Origin of the sequence: Streptomyces sp. NPDC020597, assembly GCF_044335095.1 — a bacterium.
Taxonomy (GTDB): Bacteria; Actinomycetota; Actinomycetes; order Streptomycetales; family Streptomycetaceae; genus Streptomyces.
Genome location: NZ_JBIRUL010000013.1, coordinates 26,242 through 46,721 on the forward strand (window position 1 = coordinate 26,242; position 20,480 = coordinate 46,721).

Consider the following 20,480-nt stretch of genomic DNA (forward strand, 5'->3'; position numbering starts at 1 on the left):
CAGCTGCGAGCGCAACACGAAGCGCCCCGCGACGGCAGGGAGCGCCTTCGCGACCGGCGATTCATGATCGACTTTGCTCGCTATTTGTCGACTTCATGGCTGTCATTCGGATGAGGGTTAGGCCGTCGAAGTCTTCAGGGACGCGGCGGCGGGTTCCTGCGGTGCGGATGGCGTAGCCCTGTTCGGTGGGTGCTGGGTGAATGAGGACGGCTGCTCCGTTGCCGACGGTTTCGGTGACTGCTTGCCAGAGGTGGTCGCGTACGCGGGCGGAGACGGATCCGACGAAGATGCCGGGTACTACTTCGCTGGTCCACCGGCTCAGGGCGCCGCGCAGGTGGTCGGGGACGGCGGTGGTGGCGATGACCAGCATGGATGGCATCACGTACCGCCTGATGCGTAGTTGACGCCAGCCGGAAGTGTGCCTGCCTTGGGGTCCCACAGGTGGACCATGTCGACGTCGCGGCGTTCGGAGTGGTCCTCGCCGTCTGGGTCGGCGTCGGTCTGTGCTGGTGTCAGCAGGGCCTGGAGGTCGCGGACGATGCGGGGCAGCAGCCGCAGGAGGCGGAGGTCTTCGCGGAAGCGGCGGCGGGCTTCCTGTTCGGGGTTGGTGGACTGGTGCAGGGCGAAGGCGACGGGGAGGGTGGTCTCTGCTTTGTAGAGGTCGGCGATGTCGTAGACGAAGGCGTGTTGGGTGCCGGCGTGGACGAAGCCGAGGGCGGGTGACAGGCCCAGGGCGAGCAGGGCTGCGTGGACGATGCCGTAGAGGCAGGTGTTGGCGGCGGACAGGGCGAGGTTGACGGGGTCTTGGGCGTGCCATTGGTCGGGGTGGTAGGCGCGGCGAAAGCGGCCGATGCCGTGCTGCTGGGCGAGGATTTTATAGAGGGCTTTCATGCGCTGGCCCTCCATTCCGCGCAGCTGTTCCAGGGTGATGGCATCGGGGAGTTCGGTGGCGTCGAAGCGCATGCCGTACATGCGTCTGGCGACGTCGAGGCGCCGGGCGGGCTCTGCCCAGGCTGTGACCTGCTGTTCGAGCCAATGGGTGGTCAGGGAGTCGGGCAGGATGCCGGCGTAGGCGCGGACCCCTCCCGCTCCGGTGCAGACCACGCTGGTGCCGTGGCGGGCCAGAGTGGTCAGGGCAGGGGTGGTGATGGACACGCCCGGGCCGAGCAGCAGGCAGGACAGGGCCGCGGTGGGGAGGTACACGAGGTCGGTGCGGTCGTGGGCGACCTGGATCTGTGCGCATACGCCGGTGTCGTCCTGGACGACGCGGACCATGTCCAGGTAGAGGAACGAAGGGAGTCTGCGACGCGGGGCAGCATGGCCAGCGTGGGCGCGGCCAGGCGTCGGCGTGCCTGGCCGCTGTTGTCGGCGGCGCTCACGCTGCGGCAGCCGGGGCGAGGCTGAGCAGGCCGGCTCCATAGGGTTTGCCGCGGCCGATGCCGTTCAGGACGGCCTGGGTCAGGGCGTCGGGGTCGGTGACGGTGGCGGTGCCGTCGTAGCGGATCAGGCTGTGCCGCATCGGTGGGGCCTGCGGACCTTGGGGGCGTATGGGGGCCACGTTGGTGGGGGTCAGGAGGTGGACGTTCAGGCCGGCGTCGGCGGCGCGGCGAAGCCACCACTGGTCGGCGTCCCCTCCCGAGAGGGGGATGATCTTGCCGCGTTTGTTCTTCTGGTCCTGGGGGAGGCGTTCGCGTTTGGCGGGGTTGAGGACGATGCGGTAGCGGACGGCGAGCCCTTTGCGTAGCGCGGAGAACATGGGCGCCAGGTCTTTGATCTCGGCGTGGCCGTAGCCGGCTGGCAGTAGTGCCGGGTCGAGGTGGGCGGCCTGGACGAGGAGGGTGCTGGCGGTGTCGGTCTCCTCGAGCCGGTACAGCAGTCCGGCTTGCAGACGTGGAGAGTGGCCCAGGTTGTCGGGGGCCATGCGCATCACGGTGCGGTGCATCTGGGTGGCGTCGCGCAGGTCGCGGTGCACGGCGCGGTGGTGGGGGTTGAGTCGGATGCGGGCGAGGATCGGGTAGTGGTTCATGCGCTTTCCTCGGGGTGGGCGTAGTCGATCAGTCGCCGCATCAGGGTGTGTTGGGGGCCGGCCAGGGTCTGGGGCAGCGGTTCGATGCTTCTGTACAGGCGGCGCATGCGGTGGCTGCGGCCGTGCGGGGAGAAGCTGACCGGGATGTCGTTGACGTCGAGGGTGTCGGTCTCGGGCATGCTCGGGGCGGGCGGGGGCTCCTCGCGCAGGAACTCCACATCGACGGTGGCGTCTCCTGGGCCGGCAGGAAGAGTGCGGCTGAGCGGCACGTGGTGGCGCAGTTCGGCTTCGGGGTCTTCGACGTGGCTGCGCAACACGAAGGGCTCGTCCGGCACACAGGAGCGCCGGCCCAGGTAGGGGGCCCAGTGCGGGCGACACAGCGCCTGGGCCATCCGGTTCAGGATTTGGTCGGGTCCGGAGACGGCGACGACGAACACGGCGTCGGCCAGGTAGTGGCGTCGGGTGATCACTGCGGCACCCTTGTTGCTGCCGCCGCTGGTGGCGGCGGTGCGCGCTTTGGGCAGGCCGCCGCCGACGGTGTGGTAGTCGATGACACGTACGCCTGGGCGGTCGACGCGAACGATGAGGCGTAGGTGGTCGTAGTGGTCGGGAAGGCGGTCGCCACGGCCGATGCCCTCCGCGGCGGCGAAGAGTCCGATGAGGGCGGAGCGGGTGGGGAAGGGGGCGGTGTCCCGCACGGCGGTGAACGCGGAGCGCTCCCCCCACGATTGCAGGGGTCCGGCCAGGCGCAGCAGGATTGCGCTCACTGGTGCTCTCCGGACTGGGGCAGGGCTGCTTCCAGGGCGGCTTCGATCAGTTCGTCGTAGGAGTCGCATGCCTCACCCAGTCCGGTGAGGTGTTCGTCGGGGGCGATGGTGGCGTGGCCGTGGAAGCGGCGGCTGCGGTTGCCGGTGAGCCGGTTGATCTCGTGCGCGTAGGAGGCGAGTGCCTGACGGGAGTTGATCGAGAACCCGCCCCGCAGGTCGGCGGTCACGGGGGTTTCGAACGCGGCGGCCAGGGAGAGCGGCCGGTGTTCGCGCACCGCCAGGTAGGCCAGGTCGGGCAGGGTGTGCGGGGCGGTGCTGTTGCGTTTGGCCTGGGGCAGCGAGAGCAGGAAGTGCTCCGCGAACGAGGCCAGGACGGTGCGGGCGGCTTTGGTGTCGCCTTCGAGGTTCTTGGCCAGGTCGGTGACATTGACGGTGGCGTAGCGGTAGAAGACGCCGGCGCTGAACTCGGCGGTGTCCAGGTGGGCGCTTCCGGTTTCGGCCTCGCCCAGCCAGTCGTCGACGGCGGTGAAGTAGTCGCGCTGCGGCTCGGCGGTGTGGGTGGTGAAGGCGTGGGCGACCTGGGCGGCACCGTCGACATTGGCGTCGGGCAGTTCCGCGAGCATCCGTCCCAGCAGGCTGATGGAGGCGGTGCGGCGTTTGAGGATCTGTTCGATGCGGGCGGGGGGCAGCAGTTGTCCGGGCTTCTTGCTGTCTTTGCCCTTCTCCAGCGCTTCGCGGTGCTCGGTGCACACTGCGGCCAGCTCGTCGATGGCTGCCTCGGGCAGGAACAGCAGGACGGAGGTGTGTCCTTCCTTCTCTGTGCCGATGCCCTTCTTCCCAGCGCTGGCGGCGACCTGTGATCCGGCGAACTCCGCCAGGTCGGCCGGCCATCCGGACTTTTCCAGGGCCTGCTTGACCTTGACGGGCACCATGCGCGTTCGGGCGGCTTTCTCGCCCAGATCCTGCTCGACTCCGTGGCGGATGACGCGTTTCCAGGACTGGCTGGAGACCCGGATGCGGGGGGCGTTGCCGTATCGGACCTGTTTGGGGGAGCCGAGATCGTCGCGGTTGAGGTTCGCGGCCGGCACGGACTGCAGGGCGCTCAGGTCCAGGTAGAGGGTCATCGGGGGTTCTCCTCGGTCACGTCAGGGGTGTCGGCACCCAGGTCGTCGGGCGCGGTTGGGGCGCTGGTGATACGGAAGTAGCTTTCGAGCCAGGCGGTGGCGATGCGGTCGCGGTCGCGGTTCCACCAGGCCATGTCCTCCAGGAGGACGGCCCAGTCCAGGGGAATGCCGCCGGTGAGGAGCTGCCGGGTCAGGGCGGGCAGGCCCGGGTGGACGGCGTCGGCGGACTGCCGCGACATCAGATGCAGGGCGCTCTCGGCGGTCGCCGGCTTCAGGACGCCTTGGGTGACGGCCCGCCCGAGCGCGGCTCCGAGGTTGGCGCGCGCCCGCCGGGCGACAGGCCTCTCGCCGTCTGCCGCGACCGGGGCCGCCAGGTCGCGGGCCGTGCGCGGTCGGGCGGCGATCAGCGCAGCCACCGCGTAGTGGGCGCGCTTGGCATCGGGGTGCGCTTCGGCCGTCCACGGCACGAGGTAGCGGTGCAGGTAGTTGCACCGCTCGACGGGCAGCGCGAGCCCCCGGCGCAGTTCGGCCCTCGTTTGTTTGGACTCGCACAGGCCGAACACGTGGGCCACGAAACGGTCGGAGCCTCGTGTGGGCTTATTCGTCGTCGCGGGCACCGGATCGGAGAGGGGCATGGCACATCCCTGGTAGAGGGGGAATAGGGTCAGCGGGTGCCGTCTGGGCTCTGCTGGTACTGGCCGGATCAGGCCGTGTGCGTAGCGGGCAGCGGGGCGAGCAGAAGGGCGCGGGCGCGGCTGCGGGCGCGCGCCACCCGGATGTCGGCGCGGTTCGCCTGGCCGATCGCCTCGTCCAGCATGGTGAGCGCCACCTCGACGAAAGGCCGTTCGATGGCGGCCGAGGTCTGCTCGGGTGCGGCAAGACGCCAGAACTCTCGTTCGGCGGCTGGCCAGTAGCCGGCCAGCGCTGCCGATACCCAGGGGCCGGGCTTGCGCTGATCGATCCGGACTTTCGCGGTGGGAGATGGGTCGGCTTGTGCGTCGGTGGCGAGCCGCCAGGCGACCTTCGCGGCGAACTCGAGGCGGGACGCGGTGTCCTCGGCCACGCGGTGGCAGCGGCTGATGTGATGCGCCATGGCGGCGTCCGTCTCTTCCTGCCACCGCAGCACGGGCGGGGTGGTCGCCTGGAACCACACGCTGTCCTTTTGCTGACCGTCCTGCTCGAATCCGTATGCGCGTACCCGCAGCGAGGGCAGCAGCTGCTTCGGTAGATCCTCGAGACACGGCGGCCGCTGCGCGCCTTGCGCGCTGTCCTTCAGCAGCAGGGAGTCCAGGTCCCGCCACAGGGCTCGCGCGCCGTCGGCTTCCCGCGGCTGGAGCGCGGTGTCCTTGCGGCGGTCGAGGATCTGGTACGGATCACGCGCCTCAGGGGCCCGCTCGTGCGTCGACCAGGTGAGGTAGGCGTCGGTCACGGCCCGGCCATCGGGCGAGGGCACCAGCAGTGCTGCATGGCGAAACCGGCCCGTCAGCAGCCGGCCCGGCCACGTGATGGCAGGCACAAGCTCCAACGGGGCGTTCAGCTCCGACTCCCAGGGGCAGGCATCTGCCGTTTCCCAGTCCGCTTCGACATTCGGGCCGGGCACTGCCAGCACCAACGTGGTGAACAGTTGCGGCGCCCAGGCGAAATACGACACCGCCTTCCGCAGCGGCGCGGCGTCCCCGCTGCCCGTGCGTACCGCAGTGATCCGCCGAGGCGTGCACTGGCCGGAGGGACCGAAGTAGAGCTGCGCGATCAGGTGCCACGCCGCCTCATGGGCCGGCACCGCGACCGGCGACACGTCCGTGAAATGCCCGAACAGCACCGCCCCGTTGACGCCCGTCGGGCGTCCCAGCACCAGCTTGTTCACCCCGGACGGATTCGGCGCGCCCTTCGCGTCCACGCACTCGGCGGCCAGCCGCGGATCCTGCAGAAACGGCCGCTCTCCGTCGAACAGGTCGAAACGGCCCGTCGGCACCTCGCGGTCGAAGTAGGCGTCCACCGCCTGCGGATCGAACCGGCCGCGCTTGAGGACCCTGCGGCGCAACGCGTGCCAGTCATCGATATCCTCCGCGACGCCCGCATCGTCCAGACGCACTCCTGCGTCCTGGCTGATCCGTGCGGTCATCGCGGCCAGAATCCGAAGCAGGCCCGCCGCAGCCGGCGGCACCGATAGCTCCACATCCGCGATCTCATGCGCGCGCTGAAACAGATCCCGCAGACCCAGCCGCACCGATTCACCTGTCAGCAACCGCACCGGAATCCACGGCTCGTCCCGCAGATCGAACCCCCCACTCACGTCCTCACTCCTTCGTATGAACGCAGTCCAACGCAACACCGCGGCATGGCAACCAGCCCGCAGGCCAATCCCCGGCGTCGTGCCCGACATTGAAGCACCGGCCACTGACAATGGCCCCTAAAACGACCGGGACTTGGACCAGTGGAGCAGTATCGGGACCGTGACGCAGAAGAATGAGGAAGGTGGATGGCCAGGGGTGGTTTCAGGAGGGGTTTAGGGCTCGCGTGTGGTAGTAACGGAGCGGTATCTTCGCGTCGTCGCTGTCAGGGTGACGGTGCATCAGCCAGCCCCGCCCAGTACGGCTGAGCAGAGCTGGGCTGATCGTGCTGCGCGCCAATCCGGCTTCGGTTGGAGCGTGCGGCGTGCGGCACTGCTCCTTGCCGCAGCTGAATGCCTGCCTCCCCGCTTCCGTGGGGGTGTTTCCGTGGATGGGCACGGGTGGCTCTGCCCCGCAGATCCTTCCCCGCCGATGTGGGGGCACCGGGCAGAGTCCGGCTGCACGGTTACTGCCGTACAAGCCCGAGGTCCTCGTCCAGGCGTAGTGTCTTGCCGCCGACGGCCACCGCGCAGGCCTCTCCATCGACGACGGGCTGGTACAGCACACGGACGTCGCCGAGCATCGGATGCTCCGCCCAGGACGCTGGAGGAGCGAGCGCCTGCGGGTCCTCTGCGCGAAACCAGTCGGAGCTCACCGGGACGGTGCGCCGCATCACCGCTCGCACCGCCGACGCGGGTATCTTCTGCCCCGCCCCCGGGTCCGGGATCGGTTCACCGCCCGCGAGGTCGAGCGTCGTCCGCCCGTCGGGGTGTACGTATGCGCAGAGCAGTCGCACCGATTGGGCTCCCAGCCGGGTAGCGGTCTCCCACTCGTCCTCCTCGCCCGGCAGGCTGTGCAACGCGTGCAGGCCCCTCACGCTCCGCACCCGGCAGACAGCCACCAGGCCGGCCTGCCCCCGTTGTGCCAGCCGCTTGCCCTGATGCGCGGTCCAGGCCGCCCTACGCCCGCTGTCGCCCGTGTCCCAGTCGAAGGATTCCGCATTGGTTCCGTGCACCGACTCGACAAGTTCCTGCACGTCGTCGGGGATCGAGACCGCATCGTCGGTGATTTCGCTCAGCTTCTCGGAAGTCTTGTCGAGCAGGAACTCGGAGTACACCTCCCCCCACTGCCGAGGCACTGCTCCGCCGTCGGACAGCGGGTCCAGCACGACAAGACGCGGCTGCCGCGCCCAGCCCGGGCGGCCGCGGCCACCGGGGTAGCCGTTGCTGGCCCACCAGCTCTCATGGCGCCAGCACCGGCCGGCCCGCTGCAGCAGCAGGGCTAGCGGGGCGAGGTCGCTGATGACGACGTCGGCGTCCAGGTCGAGGGACTGCTCGACGACCTGTGTGGCGACCACGATGCGGCGCGCCGGGCGCGGTCCTGTGCGCCCCATCCCCTGCGTTACCTCGCCCGTCCGTGCCTCGCGCACGTCGCCGGGGAAGCGGGCATGCAGCAGCTGAACCATCCCCGCATCGGCGTGGGAGCGGTCGTCGAAGCGTGCGCGGAGTCTGAGGTACGTCTCCTGCGCATCGCCGACCGTGTTACACACAACCAAGGCGGTGCCGCCCTCGGGGCCCGCGGCCGCCGGTTCCACCAGACGCTCGATCACCGCCAGGCGGTCACGGGCCATGCCCGAGCCCCGGGTGACCGGCTCCACCGCGACATGCAGCTCCATGCTCCGCTCGACGGCCTGCTCCCGCCGCCGCGGCTCCGAGATCTGCGTCGCGCAGGCGCTGGCGCCGTCCACATACAGCCAGCCCGGATACGGGGCCGGAAACGTCCGCTCGCCCAACTCGTCGCGTTTGTGTCCGGCGCCCTGCAGATACTCCTTGATCAGCCGGTCGCTGACCGAAGCCGGCAAGGTGGCCGACAGCAGAACAACCGGAACGCCAAAGGCGCCGAGCCAGTTCAGCAACCGGCCCAGCAGCACCTGCATATAGGCGTCGTAAGCATGCGCCTCGTCCACGATGACCGTCTTGCCCGACAGCGCCAGCAGCCGCAGAGCGTTATGACGCACCGGCAACACCGACATCAGCGCCTGATCCACCGTACCCACCGCGAACTGCGCCAACAGCGGACGCTTAGAACCGCGCAGCCACTGCCGCGGACGCATATCGGCCTGCGCCCGCTGCCGCCCCGCCGCCACCTCGTCCCCGTCACAGGTCATCACCTGCTGGCCGGCCTCCAACGACTCATCCGAGTACGCCGTGTTCAACCAGGCCATGCTGTGCACCAGAGTCAGACCCGCCCCCTGACCGGACTGCCGTGCAAGAGCCCGCGCGATCCGCCCGTACATCTGGTCGCTGGTCGCCAGCGTCGGCAGCAAGAACGCGAACCCACGCGTGCCGAACACACCCGACAGCACCCGCTCCGCCTCCAGAGCAGCCTCGCTCTTACCGTCCCCCGGAGCAGCCGTCACCAGCAGGATCCCGCCCCCGCCCCCGGCTCCCACCGCCGCTGGCAACTCCTCAATGACCGAACGCTGCAGCGCATTGGGCCGCCCGTCGATCCCGTACGCCTCAGCGAAATCCCTGCGTCGCAACCGCACCGGCTCCAGCCCGGCATCGGCCACCAGGCTGGCGGTATCCGCACACGAACGCGCGAAGTGCGCCGCCAGCGACACCTCCAGACTCCTCTGCCTTGGCTGCAGATAATCAGCCTGGCTTACCAACCAGTCCGCGAGAATGACCACCCCCGTCACCAACACCCCGGCAGCCGGCTTGAACGACTCCGGAGCCTCGGGGGAACCCAGCAGCCCGTGCACCGCCGACGCGTGCGCCGCCCGCTGACGCGCCCAGGCCGGTCCGCCCAGAAACGGCGAACCGCCCCCGCCCTCGTTACGGTAGAAGCGGCCGTGATGACCCCCGACGATCTCTGCGACCCGCTCCGCCGCCACCGTCTCCCCATCGGCGTCGAACCCAAGAACTGCCAGCACGTCCGCGGCCGCCCTCATTCCGGCCACGTCGTGCCCCAGCCGCTCCGAGCCCATCCACTCGCGGTCCCCGCTCAGGGATGCGGCAAGTCCCTCGCTGCCGTGCCGGGAACAGAACTGAAACCCCGACAGCTTCCCGATGTCGTGCAGCCCGGCGCACAGCCCCACCACCGCACGGGCCCTGCCCGGCTCCTCAGTGAAGCCCAACCCTTGCGCGATACACCGCCGTTGCGCGGCCGACAGGTACGCGTCCCACAGGTGCAGCGCCATAGCGGCGGCGTCGAGCAGATGCCTGACCAGCGGGTACGGAGCAAGCTCTGGATCAAGACCACGGGACTTCCCCCACACCGACTCATCCGACTCCTCCTCTCCCCCCATGCACGACATGACAGAACCCCTTTCCTGCTCCACCCGCTCACTGTCCCGGTGAACCACGGATCCAAACACACGCCACTGACACCACCCAGGCCCTGTCGACCGACTAAGGTCACAATGTGATCCCGCCTCCACGACATCTCGGACCCACGCCCCTGGCAAAGCAAAGGCAAAGCCGCCACTGAGCCGCAGGTCAGGAAGAGTCCTCCCCGCCGACGCGGGGGTGTTCCGCAGGCGATGATCCGCGAGTGGGAGGGGTACGCGTCCTCCCCGCCGACGCGGGGGTGTTCCGACGAAGCGGTTGACCAGCCAGGTGGCGAACGCGTCCTCCCCGCCGACGCGGGGGTGTTCCGCAGCGGCGCCACTGCTTTCGCGGAGACGCGGCGTCCTCCCCGCCGACGCGGGGGTGTTCCGTAGTCGTTCTCGCGGACGGTCTCGACCTTCACGTCCTCCCCGCCGACGCGGGGGTGTTCCGCCGTCGACGCGGATGATCCGGGCGTGGTGGAGGTCCTCCCCGCCGACGCGGGGGTGTTCCGCTGTTCATCGCGGTCTGCGTACGGCATCTGAGGTCCTCCCCGCCGACGCGGGGGTGTTCCGCCATCCGGCTGCGCGGCTGGCCCGCCGACCTCGTCCTCCCCGCCGACGCGGGGGTGTTCCGACTTCGTGGTGAAGGGCGTCGCCCTCGCGCAGGTCCTCCCCGCCGACGCGGGGGTGTTCCGTCACGTGAGATTCCTCCGGACGCCCGAGGAAAGTCCTCCCCGCCGACGCGGGGGTGTTCCGTCGACGGGCACCGCGCCGGGCACGAAGCCGTCGTCCTCCCCGCCGACGCGGGGGTGTTCCGCGGCCAGGGCGGCGCTCCAAGACCGTCCGGCCGTCCTCCCCGCCGACGCGGGGGTGTTCCGCCCTCGACAACAGCGAGACCGGAATCGACGTGGTCCTCCCCGCCGACGCGGGGGTGTTCCGTCTGGAGGATGGTCACAACACCACCCCGGGCGGTCCTCCCCGCCGACGCGGGGGTGTTCCGCTGATCGAAACGCTGGGCTCCGCTGGGCTCCCGTCCTCCCCGCCGACGCGGGGGTGTTCCGATGCCCGGGCGGGTGGTGACCGTGTCCATGTTGTCCTCCCCGCCGACGCGGGGGTGTTCCATCGAATGCACGAGCAGGATCGAATCGGGATGCGTCCTCCCCGCCGACGCGGGGGTGTTCCGATCATGAGCGCCGAGTACGACATGGTGTTCGGGTCCTCCCCGCCGACGCGGGGGTGTTCCGTTCGGGCAGTTCGCCGCGGCTGACCTGACCGGGTCCTCCCCGCCGACGCGGGGGTGTTCCGGCGGGGGTCGACGCGTCCGGGTCGGCGTCGTAGTCCTCCCCGCCGACGCGGGGGTGTTCCGAGGACGGCGACCGCGACTTCACGCCCGAGGAGGTCCTCCCCGCCGACGCGGGGGTGTTCCGGCTGCCGACCGCAAGACGTCCAGCGAGTCCGGGTCCTCCCCGCCGACGCGGGGGTGTTCCGCTGGGGCCGTTGCCGGTGGTGGCGTGGGTGGCGTCCTCCCCGCCGACGCGGGGGTGTTCCGTACGATCAGGTCATTTTCTGGCCCCGCACGTCGTCCTCCCCGCCGACGCGGGGGTGTTCCGTACCTGATGCGGGCGGGCATCATCGCGCAGAAGTCCTCCCCGCCGACGCGGGGGTGTTCCGTTGACGAGGCTGGTCAGCGAGTCGGATACGGCGTCCTCCCCGCCGACGCGGGGGTGTTCCGTAGAGGTCTTCCACGCGGCCACGCTCGATGTGGTCCTCCCCGCCGACGCGGGGGTGTTCCGGCGACCCAGATGACGACAGCGATAACGCCTGAGTCCTCCCCGCCGACGCGGGGGTGTTCCGTCGGTGCGCCGCGGGTGCGGGTCTTCCGCGTCGTCCTCCCCGCCGACGCGGGGGTGTTCCGTACCTGTCGGTGTCCGCGGCGGACACTCTCGGGTCCTCCCCGCCGACGCGGGGGTGTTCCGCGGGGGTACTCTCCGGTTAGGCATTCCGTCAAGTCCTCCCCGCCGACGCGGGGGTGTTCCGCTCGAACTCCAGCCCGAGTCAGACGCTCAGGCGTCCTCCCCGCCGACGCGGGGGTGTTCCGTCGGGGTCGGTGGCGTGGTCGCGGCCAAGCCAGTCCTCCCCGCCGACGCGGGGGTGTTCCGCGGCCCGCGTCCGCGTCGTACTCCTCCGCCTGGTCCTCCCCGCCGACGCGGGGGTGTTCCGGGAGGGGCCATGCAGTTCTTCAAGCCGCTTTCGTCCTCCCCGCCGACGCGGGGGTGTTCCGGTAACTTCCTACCCCTCTGCTACAACCGTCTGGTCCTGCCCGCCGACGCGGGGGTGTTCCGCTGAAGCAGATCGGCTTCCCCTTCGAGTGGCTGTCCTCCCCGCCGACGCGGGGGTGTTCCGGGATCGGCCTGCTCGCTGGTGATCTGGTTGACGTCCTCCCCGCCGACGCGGGGGTGTTCCGATCAGCACCGAGTACGCGCACCAGCACGGGCGGTCCTCCCCGCCGACGCGGGGGTGTTCCTATGCCGCCGGAACTGTCGGCCGTGGTCTCGGCGTCCTCCCCGCCGACGCGGGGGTGTTCCGGCGCGGGCGATCGGCTGCGGCACCGAGCGCGGGTCCTCCCCGCCGACGCGGGGGTGTTCCGCCCGCCCGGACCACCGCCACGCCCACGGCCGCGTCCTCCCCGCCGACGCGGGGGTGTTCCGCGCACCCGCGGACAGATCGCGCTCCTCGACCAGTCCTCCCCGTCGACGCGGGGGTGTTCCGCTCTTCATTCGGGGGTCCCGTCGTCGTAGATCGTCCTCCCCGCCGACGCGGGGGTGTTCCGTCGTTCCTGGAGATCACGTTCGCCGCGATCGAGTCCTCCCCGCCGACGCGGGGGTGTTCCGTAGCCGCGTGAGCCGAGGACGTGGCCGTGCAAGTCCTCCCGCCGACGCGGGGGTGTTCCGTTCGCTTCGTGCGACTGGATGGCCCGCTCTCAGTCCTCCCCGCCGACGCGGGGGTGTTCCGGCGTCGCTGACCGACTACACACGCCAGCTCAGGTCCTCCCCGCCGACGCGGGGGTGTTCCGATCACCGCGCCGACGCAGGCCGCCCGCGCCCAGTCCTCCCCGCCGACGCGGGGGTGTTCCGATCTGAACGTTGGGTGGGTCGAGCTGGGGGTCGTCCTCCCCGCCGACGCGGGGGTGTTCCGCTCCGCAATCAGGCCAAGGATTTGGGCCGCACGTCCTCCCCGCCGACGCGGGGGTGTTCCACCGTCGGACTGCAACGTCTCGGACTGACGGAGGTCCTCCCCGCCGACGCGGGGGTGTTCCGCCCTCGCCACCGCTCAGGAGACATCCTGATGCGTCCTCCCCGCCGACGCGGGGGTGTTCCGCTCGACTGGGACGCCAAACACGGCCCCGTCACGTCCTCCCCGCCGACGCGGGGGTGTTCCGTCGGCCGATCAGCGAGGCTGCCCGTGGTGTCGGTCCTCCCCGCCGACGCGGGGGTGTTCCGGTGTGCGCTGCCACCTCGCGGCTGAACGTCGTGTCCTCCCCGCCGACGCGGGGGTGTTCCGACCTCCGGCTCGGCGACGGTCTCCTCGTCGGAGTCCTCCCCGCCGACGCGGGGGTGTTCCGGATCCGCCGGTCGCGCCGGCACCGGTCGTCGCGTCCTCCCCGCCGACGCGGGGGTGTTCCGCGCAGCCCAACGCTCGGGTTCAGTCCAGTCCTGTCCTCCCCGCCGACGCGGGGGTGTTCCGGTGATGACACCGCAGATGATCCAGATGGATGAGTCCTCCCCGCCGACGCGGGGGTGTTCCGGTGATGGCCGGGCAGGATGCGCGTGCGTCGCAGTCCTCCCCTCCGACGCGGGGGTGTTCCGGACATGGGCAAGCTGCGCGCGGCCGCGCTGGAGTCCTCCCCGCCGACGCGGGGGTGTTCCGCCGCGGCCGGGCCCGCCCCGCAGAGTGGAGAGGTCCTCCCCGCCGACGCGGGGGTGTTCCGTTCGCCGTCCACGGAGCAGGCTCGGTGAACGAGTCCTCCCCGCCGACGCGGGGGTGTTCCGTCGCCGGGGGCGGGCGGGGTCCTGGTGCAGGTGTCCTCCCCGCCGACGCGGGGGTGTTCCGGTCCCGCTCTCCCCGTAGTGGGCCTTGTGGGTGTCCTCCCCTCCGACGCGGGGGTGTTCCGCAGCCCGGCGACCGCACGCCATGCGGCCCCGTGTCCTCCCCGCCGACGCGGGGGTGTTCCGTCGACGCCGCCCCACACGCCGTGCTGCTCGTCGTCCTCCCCGCCGACGCGAGGGTGTTCCGTTCATCGAGGCCCGCCAGCACGACCACCGGGCGTCCTCCCCGCCGACGCGGGGGTGTTCCGTAGAGGTTGCCGTCCGGGCTCAGCTCGAGGCGTCCTCCCCGCCGACGCGGGGGTGTTCCGGCCTCTCCCCCCGCGCCCGCCTCACCGCCGTAGTCCTCCCCGCCGACGCGGGGGTGTTCCGCCGTCGTCCGGGGCGGCGGCGTGCTTGGTGTTGTCCTCCCCGCCGACGTGGGGGGTGTTCCGTCGACACCGCCCTGCACGCCGTTCTCGTTCAGGTCCTCCCCGTTGACGCGGGGGTGTTCCGAACCGCAAGGGGATCCTCGCCGCCGACCTGTCGGTCTCCCCGCCGACGCAGGGGTGTTCCCGAGCCGCCCGATCCGGTACGTGACGTCGAGCGGCCCTCCCCACCGACGCGGGGGTGTTCCGCGCCCGGCCCCGGTGAGGGGGTCGGGCGCTTCGTCCTCCCCGCCGAGGCGGAGGTGTTCCGTCGATCAGCCACAGTTCGAGGACACGATCGGGGTCCTCCCCGCCGACGCGGGAGTGTTCCGCCGAAGCCGACTTCGAGCTTGTGGTAGCGGATGGCCAGGTACAGCCGTCCTCCCACGCCAGGGGTGTCAGGGCGCGGGAGCAGGGTCCGGCGCTGGCTGATCGACGTCCGTCTCAGCGCCCTCGGCGATGACGACGCTGCCCGGGTAGTTCTTGGCGACGTTCTTCGCCGCCTGCGGGTTGTGGGTCTGGAAGGCAACCTTGCCCTTCCCGCCGTCGAGGACGACGCGGTGCAGGACGCGGGCCGGCTTCCCGCCTGCGGAAGCGGAGGGGGTCCGGGCCCTCGGCTTGTTGCAGCCGCAGCCCATCATTTACCGCCCTTGGTGACCTCGCGGACCTTGCGGCCTTCACCGCGCGCGGCCATGGCGTCGGCGGTCGTCTTGTACGGGGTGGGCCCGAACACCCGCTTCCCAGCAGCGTCGACGACCTCGTACTGCGTCTTGTTCTTCTGGCAGGCGCACGGCATGGTCAGTTCCCTTCCGGCTGCTGGGCAGCGCTTGCGGCAAGCTCGGCGCGGACGGGCGCGAGCCGGGCGGTGAGTTCGGCGAGCTCAGCGCGCGCGGCAGCGGCGCGGGCTTCCTCGCGGGTCTTGAGGGCGTCGGCGAACTGGTCGAGGAACGCGGGCTCCAGGAGCGCGGCGGCCACCTCGACGCTGTGCACGGCCGGGGCGCCGTCGCTCGAGGCCGCGTGTTCGGATTCCGGTTCGACGACCGGGGACGGGCTGGACTCGGCGGCCACTGCGGCGGCGGTGAGCGCCAGGTTCGACCGGTCGACGACAGCGGCAGCGGTGAGCGGCGACGAGTGCCCGGGCACCGGAACCGACAGGACGGCCTTGAGCTGCCAGCGCCCGTCTGTGCCCTGCGTCATGTGGTACGAGGGCTGGCAGGCGGCGAACACGGTGCGGTCCCACGGGGACAGCCAGGGCGCGGCGGCGCCAGAGAACCACAGGCCACCCTGGCTCATACCGACGGTGACGACGGCCGCGACGGTGCGGGAGTCGTCGAACTGGCAGACCGCGCTCTCGCATTCGTAGCCGTCCCTGTGGTGGCCGACGTTCATCGTCATCGCACCAGCACGGACGTCCGTCCCGTCGTCGAGGCGGAACCTGGCCCGTAGGAAGTGGGACAGGTCCAGGCCCCGGGCGGCGAGCTTCTCAATGGTGACCTTCCGGCCGTGCACGGCGTGCTGTACGCCGGCCTGCGCCACCCAGCCGTAGGCGCGGCCGTCGATGATGTGGACGCCGCCGCTGCCCGGCGGCAGCTCCTCCGGGGTGGGTTCCCGGAACCAGGCTGCGGGCATCGGCTTCTCGTCCTGCATTGCATGCCAGGCGGAGGCGACGATTTCCGCGCCGCGATCGTCGTACAGGGCGTCGAGGGCTGCGGCGGCCGTCGCCTCGTCTCCCCAGGGCGGGGTGAGCGCCGGGTCGTCGAACGCCTTCGCGAGCTTCCCGTACAGCGTGTCGACGTGGGCGCGTATCTCGGTGCGGTCGTCGTCGGGCAGGTCGACGCCGCCCATGGACCCTTCGAGGACGGCGGCAACCGCGGTGACGCCGCCTGCGACGATCTCCAGGCGCTGCGCGTCGCCGTCGCCGAACACGTCGGCGAAGGGCAGCTTGTACGCGCCGACCGTCGCCGGGTCCTTGTCGGGGTCGCGCCACAGGTAGGCCTGGGCGAGCTTGTCGGGGTCGACGTCGCCCTCGTCGTCGGTGGCCCAGGCGAGAACGCGCGTGGCGGCCTTCCCGGCGTCCCAGGGCGCGTCGCGGTCGTCGTGGACGGGCAGGTCGAGGTCGCCGCACGCCGCCGCGGTGATGTGCCCTTCCGGGATCGTCGACGCCCCCACATACAGGCCTCGGGCGATCCGTACGACGGTGCCGGCTTCCATGGCGCGCGACAGGTGGGAGTGGACCGTCTCCAGGCTCATGCTCAGCTTGCTGGACAGGTGGCGGGGTCCGACGGGGGTCGGCGAGCTCCGCACGTAGGTGACGAGCCGCTCATGCCCGCCGCCGGACGAGGCGACGATCGGCGCTGATGCGGTCTGCTCGTCGAACGGGTCGAGGACGATGCGGGCCTTGTTGTAGGCGGGCATCGACACGAGGGTCGCGCCGCGCAGCCGGGCCCGCGTGATCCGGACGAGGTAGTCGCCGGACTTCTCCTCATGGAAGACGACGCCCTCCGGGTTGTCGGAGTCGCCGGCGGCCGCGGTGATGTGCTCGCCGAAGACCCGGCGAGCAGTCCCGGCGGTGATGGTGCCGCCGGGGCTGGTGAACAGCATCACCGAGCGGGTGCTGTGGGCCATCTCAGCGCCGGACGCGGTCCACTCGGCGCGGCTGCGGCCGGTGATCATCCACGCCCCGTCTGCGAGGCGCATGACGCTCGCCGATGCGAACGACGCCGCGAGGGTGAACGGCGATCCGGCTTCCTCGTCTTCGGCGCTGGTGGTGGTGTCGACGAGCTGCACGTCGACGTCGTCGAGGTCGACGGACACCCCGAGCGGCGCTTCCTGGTCGAGGAGCATCGCGGCGTCGAACCCTGCGGGCTGCGTCATGTACAGCACGCCGGAGCCGGTGATGCGGTTGCCTTCCCGGCCGAGAGTCTGGATCGCGCCGGCGAGTTCGGCGCCCTCGTGGCCTTGCCCCATGGCTTCCGCGTACTGGAGCGGCCACGGGCCTGCGGCGTCCCAGAACAGGGCGCTGGGGGCGAACACGCGGCCGTCGCCGGTCTGCTCGTTCTCGAAGGCGAGCGCGGCACCGTCGGGCGTCGACCAGGAGCGGACAGGCGGGGGTGGTGGGGTGGGTTCCGCCTGCACGGGTGTGGCCATGGGGGGTTCCTCCTCTGCGGGGCCGAGCGGAATGTCGTAGTGGTCGCCGGCGAACGCGACCCGGATCCGGTCGAAGACGATCGAGCCGAGCCGTTCGCACATCTGGTCGAACGGCCATGTGTCGGCGCCGTACGCGCCGGTGACGTGCGCTACCCACGGCGTGTGCTGGGTGGGGGTGTCGGGACGGTCGTGGGTGTCTTCCAGGGACCAGGAGGCCAGGCCGCGTGCGTCGAGGAGGCTGGTGCCGTCGTGGTCGCGGTCGTCGCCGACAGCCCACACCCAGGCCGGGTTGTCGGAGTCGGGGTTCCAGTGGTTCACGCCGAACGCGCGGGCGACGACGGGCCCGGGGAGGTCGGCGGCGCGGGCGCTGACGGCGGCGACGAGCTCGTTGCGCTGGTCGTCGGTCCACTGGGAGGCGTCGTCTCCGAGGAACCACAGCGTGCAGTGGAGTTCGCCGGCGCCTTCCCCGTCCGCGAGGGCGAGGAACTGGGCGTCTTCGTCGCGCGGCAGGAGCGCGATCATGCCGCCCATGAGGTGACTCCCGTCGGCTGCGGCCATCTTTTCCTTCGATCCGAAGACTTCAGGGCGCTGCCCTTCTTTCGATCCGTAGGCGGCGGTGCGCTGCTCTGGCGCCAATCGCAGGACGCACCGGCAGTTGACGGTGAGGGCCGCGGGGGCGGCCGGGTCGCCGGGGTAGGCCATGGCCACGCCGGCGACGGTGAAGGTCTCGTCGAGGAGGCGGAGTTGCCCGTCGGCGTCGTCGTGGGCGTCGCGGACCTTCGCGTCGCGGCGGGTCTGCCACTGCTTCACGAGGGGCCGCCCCTCACCGCTGAGGTCCTCTGCGGCGGCGAGCGTGGCCGCGTTCCACGCCCGGGTGGACTCGGTGCGTGCGACACGCTCCTCCCGGGTCTCACCCAGTTCGACACCGTCACGGGAGAACAGGGCGCGCAGGCGGGCCCGCAGCGCGGCGACGTCCTCACCGGCGTCGAGGCCTGCGGCGAGCTCGGTGACAGCGGCCTCGGTGAGCCGGTCGCCGACAGCCCGCAACAGGTGCTCGGTGTCGGTGACGTAGGAGCCGAGGGAGGCGGGCAGGTCGTCGCCGCGATCGTGGCGGCCGGGCAGGTCGTCCCAGCCGTCGGGGAGTTCGGCGTCGACGTCGCTCGCTGCCTGCTGGCCGGCCGTCTCGGCGACACCGAGGAGGCGGCGCACCAGGCGCGGCACACGCTGCGTCCACATGCGGCCGATCTGGGCGAGGGAGAACCGTGCGGCGACGATCTCTGTCGCGTCGGCGAGTTCGGCCGCGATGTCGGCGGATACGTCGTCCAGGACGGCGCGCACCTCGTCGGCGATGGCCTGTTCCGCCGCGGTGAGCGCATCAATCGGGTCAGCCACGGTTCACCTCCGGGTCGTCGGGGTCGTCGCAGATCTCGCAGACGGCGACGGTGCTGATGAACGTCACTCCGGTCGGGAAGAGGGCGTGCACGTCGACGGCGAGGGCGCTGTTCGCCTTGCAGTCGGGGCACCACTTCGGCCGTGGCGGGCTGGTGGCCACGGTGACGGTGACGCGCGCTTCCCGGCTGTTCACGCGGCCTCGGCGATGCACGGGGCGCGCAGTACGCGGGCCGTGTCCTCGTACGTGTGCGGGTGCCGGGCGGCGAACAGGGCCCGCGCATAGTCGTCGAGGACGTCGGTCAGGCAGTCCGGGTTCAGGCCGTAGCGGCGGGCGATCTCGGGGACGCGCGCCCACGCCCCGTCGAGGAGATGCCAGGCGTCGATCATGTCCGGCTCTACCGGGAACACGGTGTGGAGCTCGGCGGGGACGATCTCGCGGGCCCGGGCGCGTTCGGAGCGGGGGCAGGCCGGCTTGTTCCGCAGGCGTTCGCCGGCGGCTTGGAGCGCGGCCCAGATCAGTCCGTCGACGGCGGCCAGGACGCGTTCGGGGTGGGCGGCTGTAGCGGCGAGGGTGTCGGGAATGCTGGTTGTCTCTCCCACGGGCAGGGTCGTCACGTTGCTCGGCGTCTCCTCGTCGGTGTCCGGGGTGTCGTTGGTGCTGTCCTCGCGCGCTGCGGTCTCGGCCGCTGTGGGGGCGTCTGCCTCGTCGAAGCCGGTCTCGCGGCGGGCAGCGGCGGCGGAGATCAGGCCGGCCTGGAACGCTTCCAGGGCGGTCTGGGCGCGGTTGGCCTGGACGCGGAGCTGGCTGGTGTCGTACCAGACGAGCCACTCGTCGGCGTCTTCCACGCCCTGGTCCTCGAGGAGGGGGCGCATCCACTGCGTGGTGAGCGCGTACGCGACGAGCGCGAGACGCGGCTCGACGCCGAGACGAACAGCCTCGGCGGAGATCGCCCAGGCGGACCAATGGTTCGCGTCGGAGAGACCCAAGAGGATCTCCGCGGGGACTTCCAGGCCGTTGGCGAAGCGGCGGATCGCCTCGTCCCGCAGCTTCAGCGCCAGTTCGTCGAAGTTCGACTCGAACGACATCCACTTGATGTCGCTGATCACGTCCGAGGGCACTTCGAGGATGATCGGGACCGTCGCCGCCGCCGAGTCGGGTTCACGGATCGCCGTCGAGGCGACCTCGAGGAAGACTTCCAGCAGATCATCCTCTGCGTCGCCGGCTGTGCCCGGCGAGGTAGGGAACCTGGTGCCCTTGGGAACGAGGAGGACGCCGCGCCCGGTGATGCGGGAGCGGGCGATCGCCGCGACGGCCGCGTTCAGCAGCTGGAGCTCTTCCAGGAGGACGAGGCTGGAGCGGACAGGGCTGTCGGCCTCGATGTGCCGGTCCGGGGACGGCTTCCACACGCGTATCGCGATGGGCGCGCTCGGGTCGGGTTCGGCGTCCGGGTCGTACGGCGGGATCGGCACGTCCTCGCCGTCGATCTCCGCGGTGAGCTTGCCGCCGCCCTGCTGCTTCACCTCACGGGTGGACAGGACCCGCCAGTCGTAGCCGTCGATCGTGTCGGTCTTGTCGACGGTGGGCCGGATAACGATCCAGCCTTCCCCGGCGACGACCAGGTGCGGGCCGAAGTCGCCGAGGAGGTTGGACTGCCCGTCGGGGCCGCCAGCGATCTCCCGCACGATCTCCTGCGCGGGATGGTTGTCAGGGGCGCGTTCGATCGTGCCGTCCTCGGCGCGGCGCCCGGCGAACAGGGTGGCGCCAGACATGGCATTGCCGACCCACGTGCCAGCGAAGCGAACCTCGGGGACCTCCTTGAAGAACCGCCACGCCTCCGCCTGCCATGAGCTGT

At 71.1% G+C, this 20,480-nt stretch carries 12 protein-coding genes, 1 pseudogene and 1 CRISPR repeat array; all 13 genes and pseudogenes read right to left on the bottom strand.

The window, feature by feature from the left end:
- Positions 1–61: 61 nt before the first annotated feature.
- On the bottom strand, positions 62–379 hold the full coding sequence (gene cas2e / locus ACH4ZA_RS22730; RefSeq protein ID WP_398431193.1) for a type I-E CRISPR-associated endoribonuclease Cas2e: 318 nt from the start codon (positions 377–379) through the stop codon (positions 62–64).
- Positions 379–1,319: pseudogene (gene cas1e / locus ACH4ZA_RS22735) on the bottom strand (type I-E CRISPR-associated endonuclease Cas1e). The gene cas2e and the pseudogene cas1e overlap by 1 nt, the downstream one beginning before the upstream one ends.
- 56 nt (positions 1,320–1,375) lie before the next feature.
- Positions 1,376–2,026, bottom strand: a complete 651-nt coding sequence (cas6e, locus tag ACH4ZA_RS22740) for a type I-E CRISPR-associated protein Cas6/Cse3/CasE (protein WP_398431195.1) — start codon at positions 2,024–2,026, stop codon at positions 1,376–1,378.
- Complete coding sequence (gene cas5e / locus ACH4ZA_RS22745) at positions 2,023–2,793, bottom strand: type I-E CRISPR-associated protein Cas5/CasD (RefSeq protein WP_398431197.1); 771 nt, start codon at positions 2,791–2,793, stop codon at positions 2,023–2,025. Before cas5e ends, cas6e begins: the two co-directional genes overlap by 4 nt.
- Positions 2,790–3,917: a type I-E CRISPR-associated protein Cas7/Cse4/CasC gene (gene cas7e / locus ACH4ZA_RS22750; RefSeq protein ID WP_398431199.1), complete on the bottom strand. Its 1,128-nt coding sequence runs from the start codon at positions 3,915–3,917 to the stop codon at positions 2,790–2,792. Before cas7e ends, cas5e begins: the two co-directional genes overlap by 4 nt.
- Positions 3,914–4,552 (bottom strand): type I-E CRISPR-associated protein Cse2/CasB, encoded by a 639-nt coding sequence (gene casB, locus ACH4ZA_RS22755; RefSeq protein ID WP_398431201.1) that lies wholly within the window; start codon positions 4,550–4,552, stop codon positions 3,914–3,916. The genes cas7e and casB overlap by 4 nt, the downstream gene beginning before the upstream one ends.
- Positions 4,553–4,620: 68 nt before the next feature.
- The gene (gene casA, locus ACH4ZA_RS22760) at positions 4,621–6,210 is read right to left on the bottom strand and encodes a type I-E CRISPR-associated protein Cse1/CasA (protein ID WP_398431203.1); all 1,590 of its coding nucleotides are present in this window, start codon (positions 6,208–6,210) and stop codon (positions 4,621–4,623) included.
- Positions 6,211–6,713: 503 nt separating this feature from the next.
- The gene (gene cas3 / locus ACH4ZA_RS22765) at positions 6,714–9,590 is read right to left on the bottom strand and encodes a CRISPR-associated helicase Cas3' (RefSeq protein WP_398431206.1); all 2,877 of its coding nucleotides are present in this window, start codon (positions 9,588–9,590) and stop codon (positions 6,714–6,716) included.
- Positions 9,591–9,756: 166 nt separating this feature from the next.
- Positions 9,757–14,420: a CRISPR direct-repeat array (repeat unit 29 nt; unit sequence GTCCTCCCCGCCGACGCGGGGGTGTTCCG).
- A gap of 66 nt (positions 14,421–14,486) precedes the next feature.
- A complete protein-coding gene (locus ACH4ZA_RS22770) occupies positions 14,487–14,729 on the bottom strand; it encodes a hypothetical protein (RefSeq protein WP_398431208.1) in 243 nt (80 codons plus the stop codon).
- A complete protein-coding gene (locus ACH4ZA_RS22775; protein WP_398431210.1) occupies positions 14,726–14,884 on the bottom strand; it encodes a hypothetical protein in 159 nt (52 codons plus the stop codon). The genes ACH4ZA_RS22770 and ACH4ZA_RS22775 overlap by 4 nt, the downstream gene beginning before the upstream one ends.
- Before the next feature lie 2 nt (positions 14,885–14,886).
- The gene (locus ACH4ZA_RS22780) at positions 14,887–18,627 is read right to left on the bottom strand and encodes a phage minor head protein (RefSeq protein WP_398431212.1); all 3,741 of its coding nucleotides are present in this window, start codon (positions 18,625–18,627) and stop codon (positions 14,887–14,889) included.
- Complete coding sequence (locus tag ACH4ZA_RS22785; protein ID WP_398431214.1) at positions 18,620–18,820, bottom strand: hypothetical protein; 201 nt, start codon at positions 18,818–18,820, stop codon at positions 18,620–18,622. Before ACH4ZA_RS22785 ends, ACH4ZA_RS22780 begins: the two co-directional genes overlap by 8 nt.
- A complete protein-coding gene (locus ACH4ZA_RS22790) occupies positions 18,817–20,397 on the bottom strand; it encodes a hypothetical protein (protein WP_398431216.1) in 1,581 nt (526 codons plus the stop codon). Before ACH4ZA_RS22790 ends, ACH4ZA_RS22785 begins: the two co-directional genes overlap by 4 nt.
- Positions 20,398–20,480 lie beyond the last annotated feature (83 nt).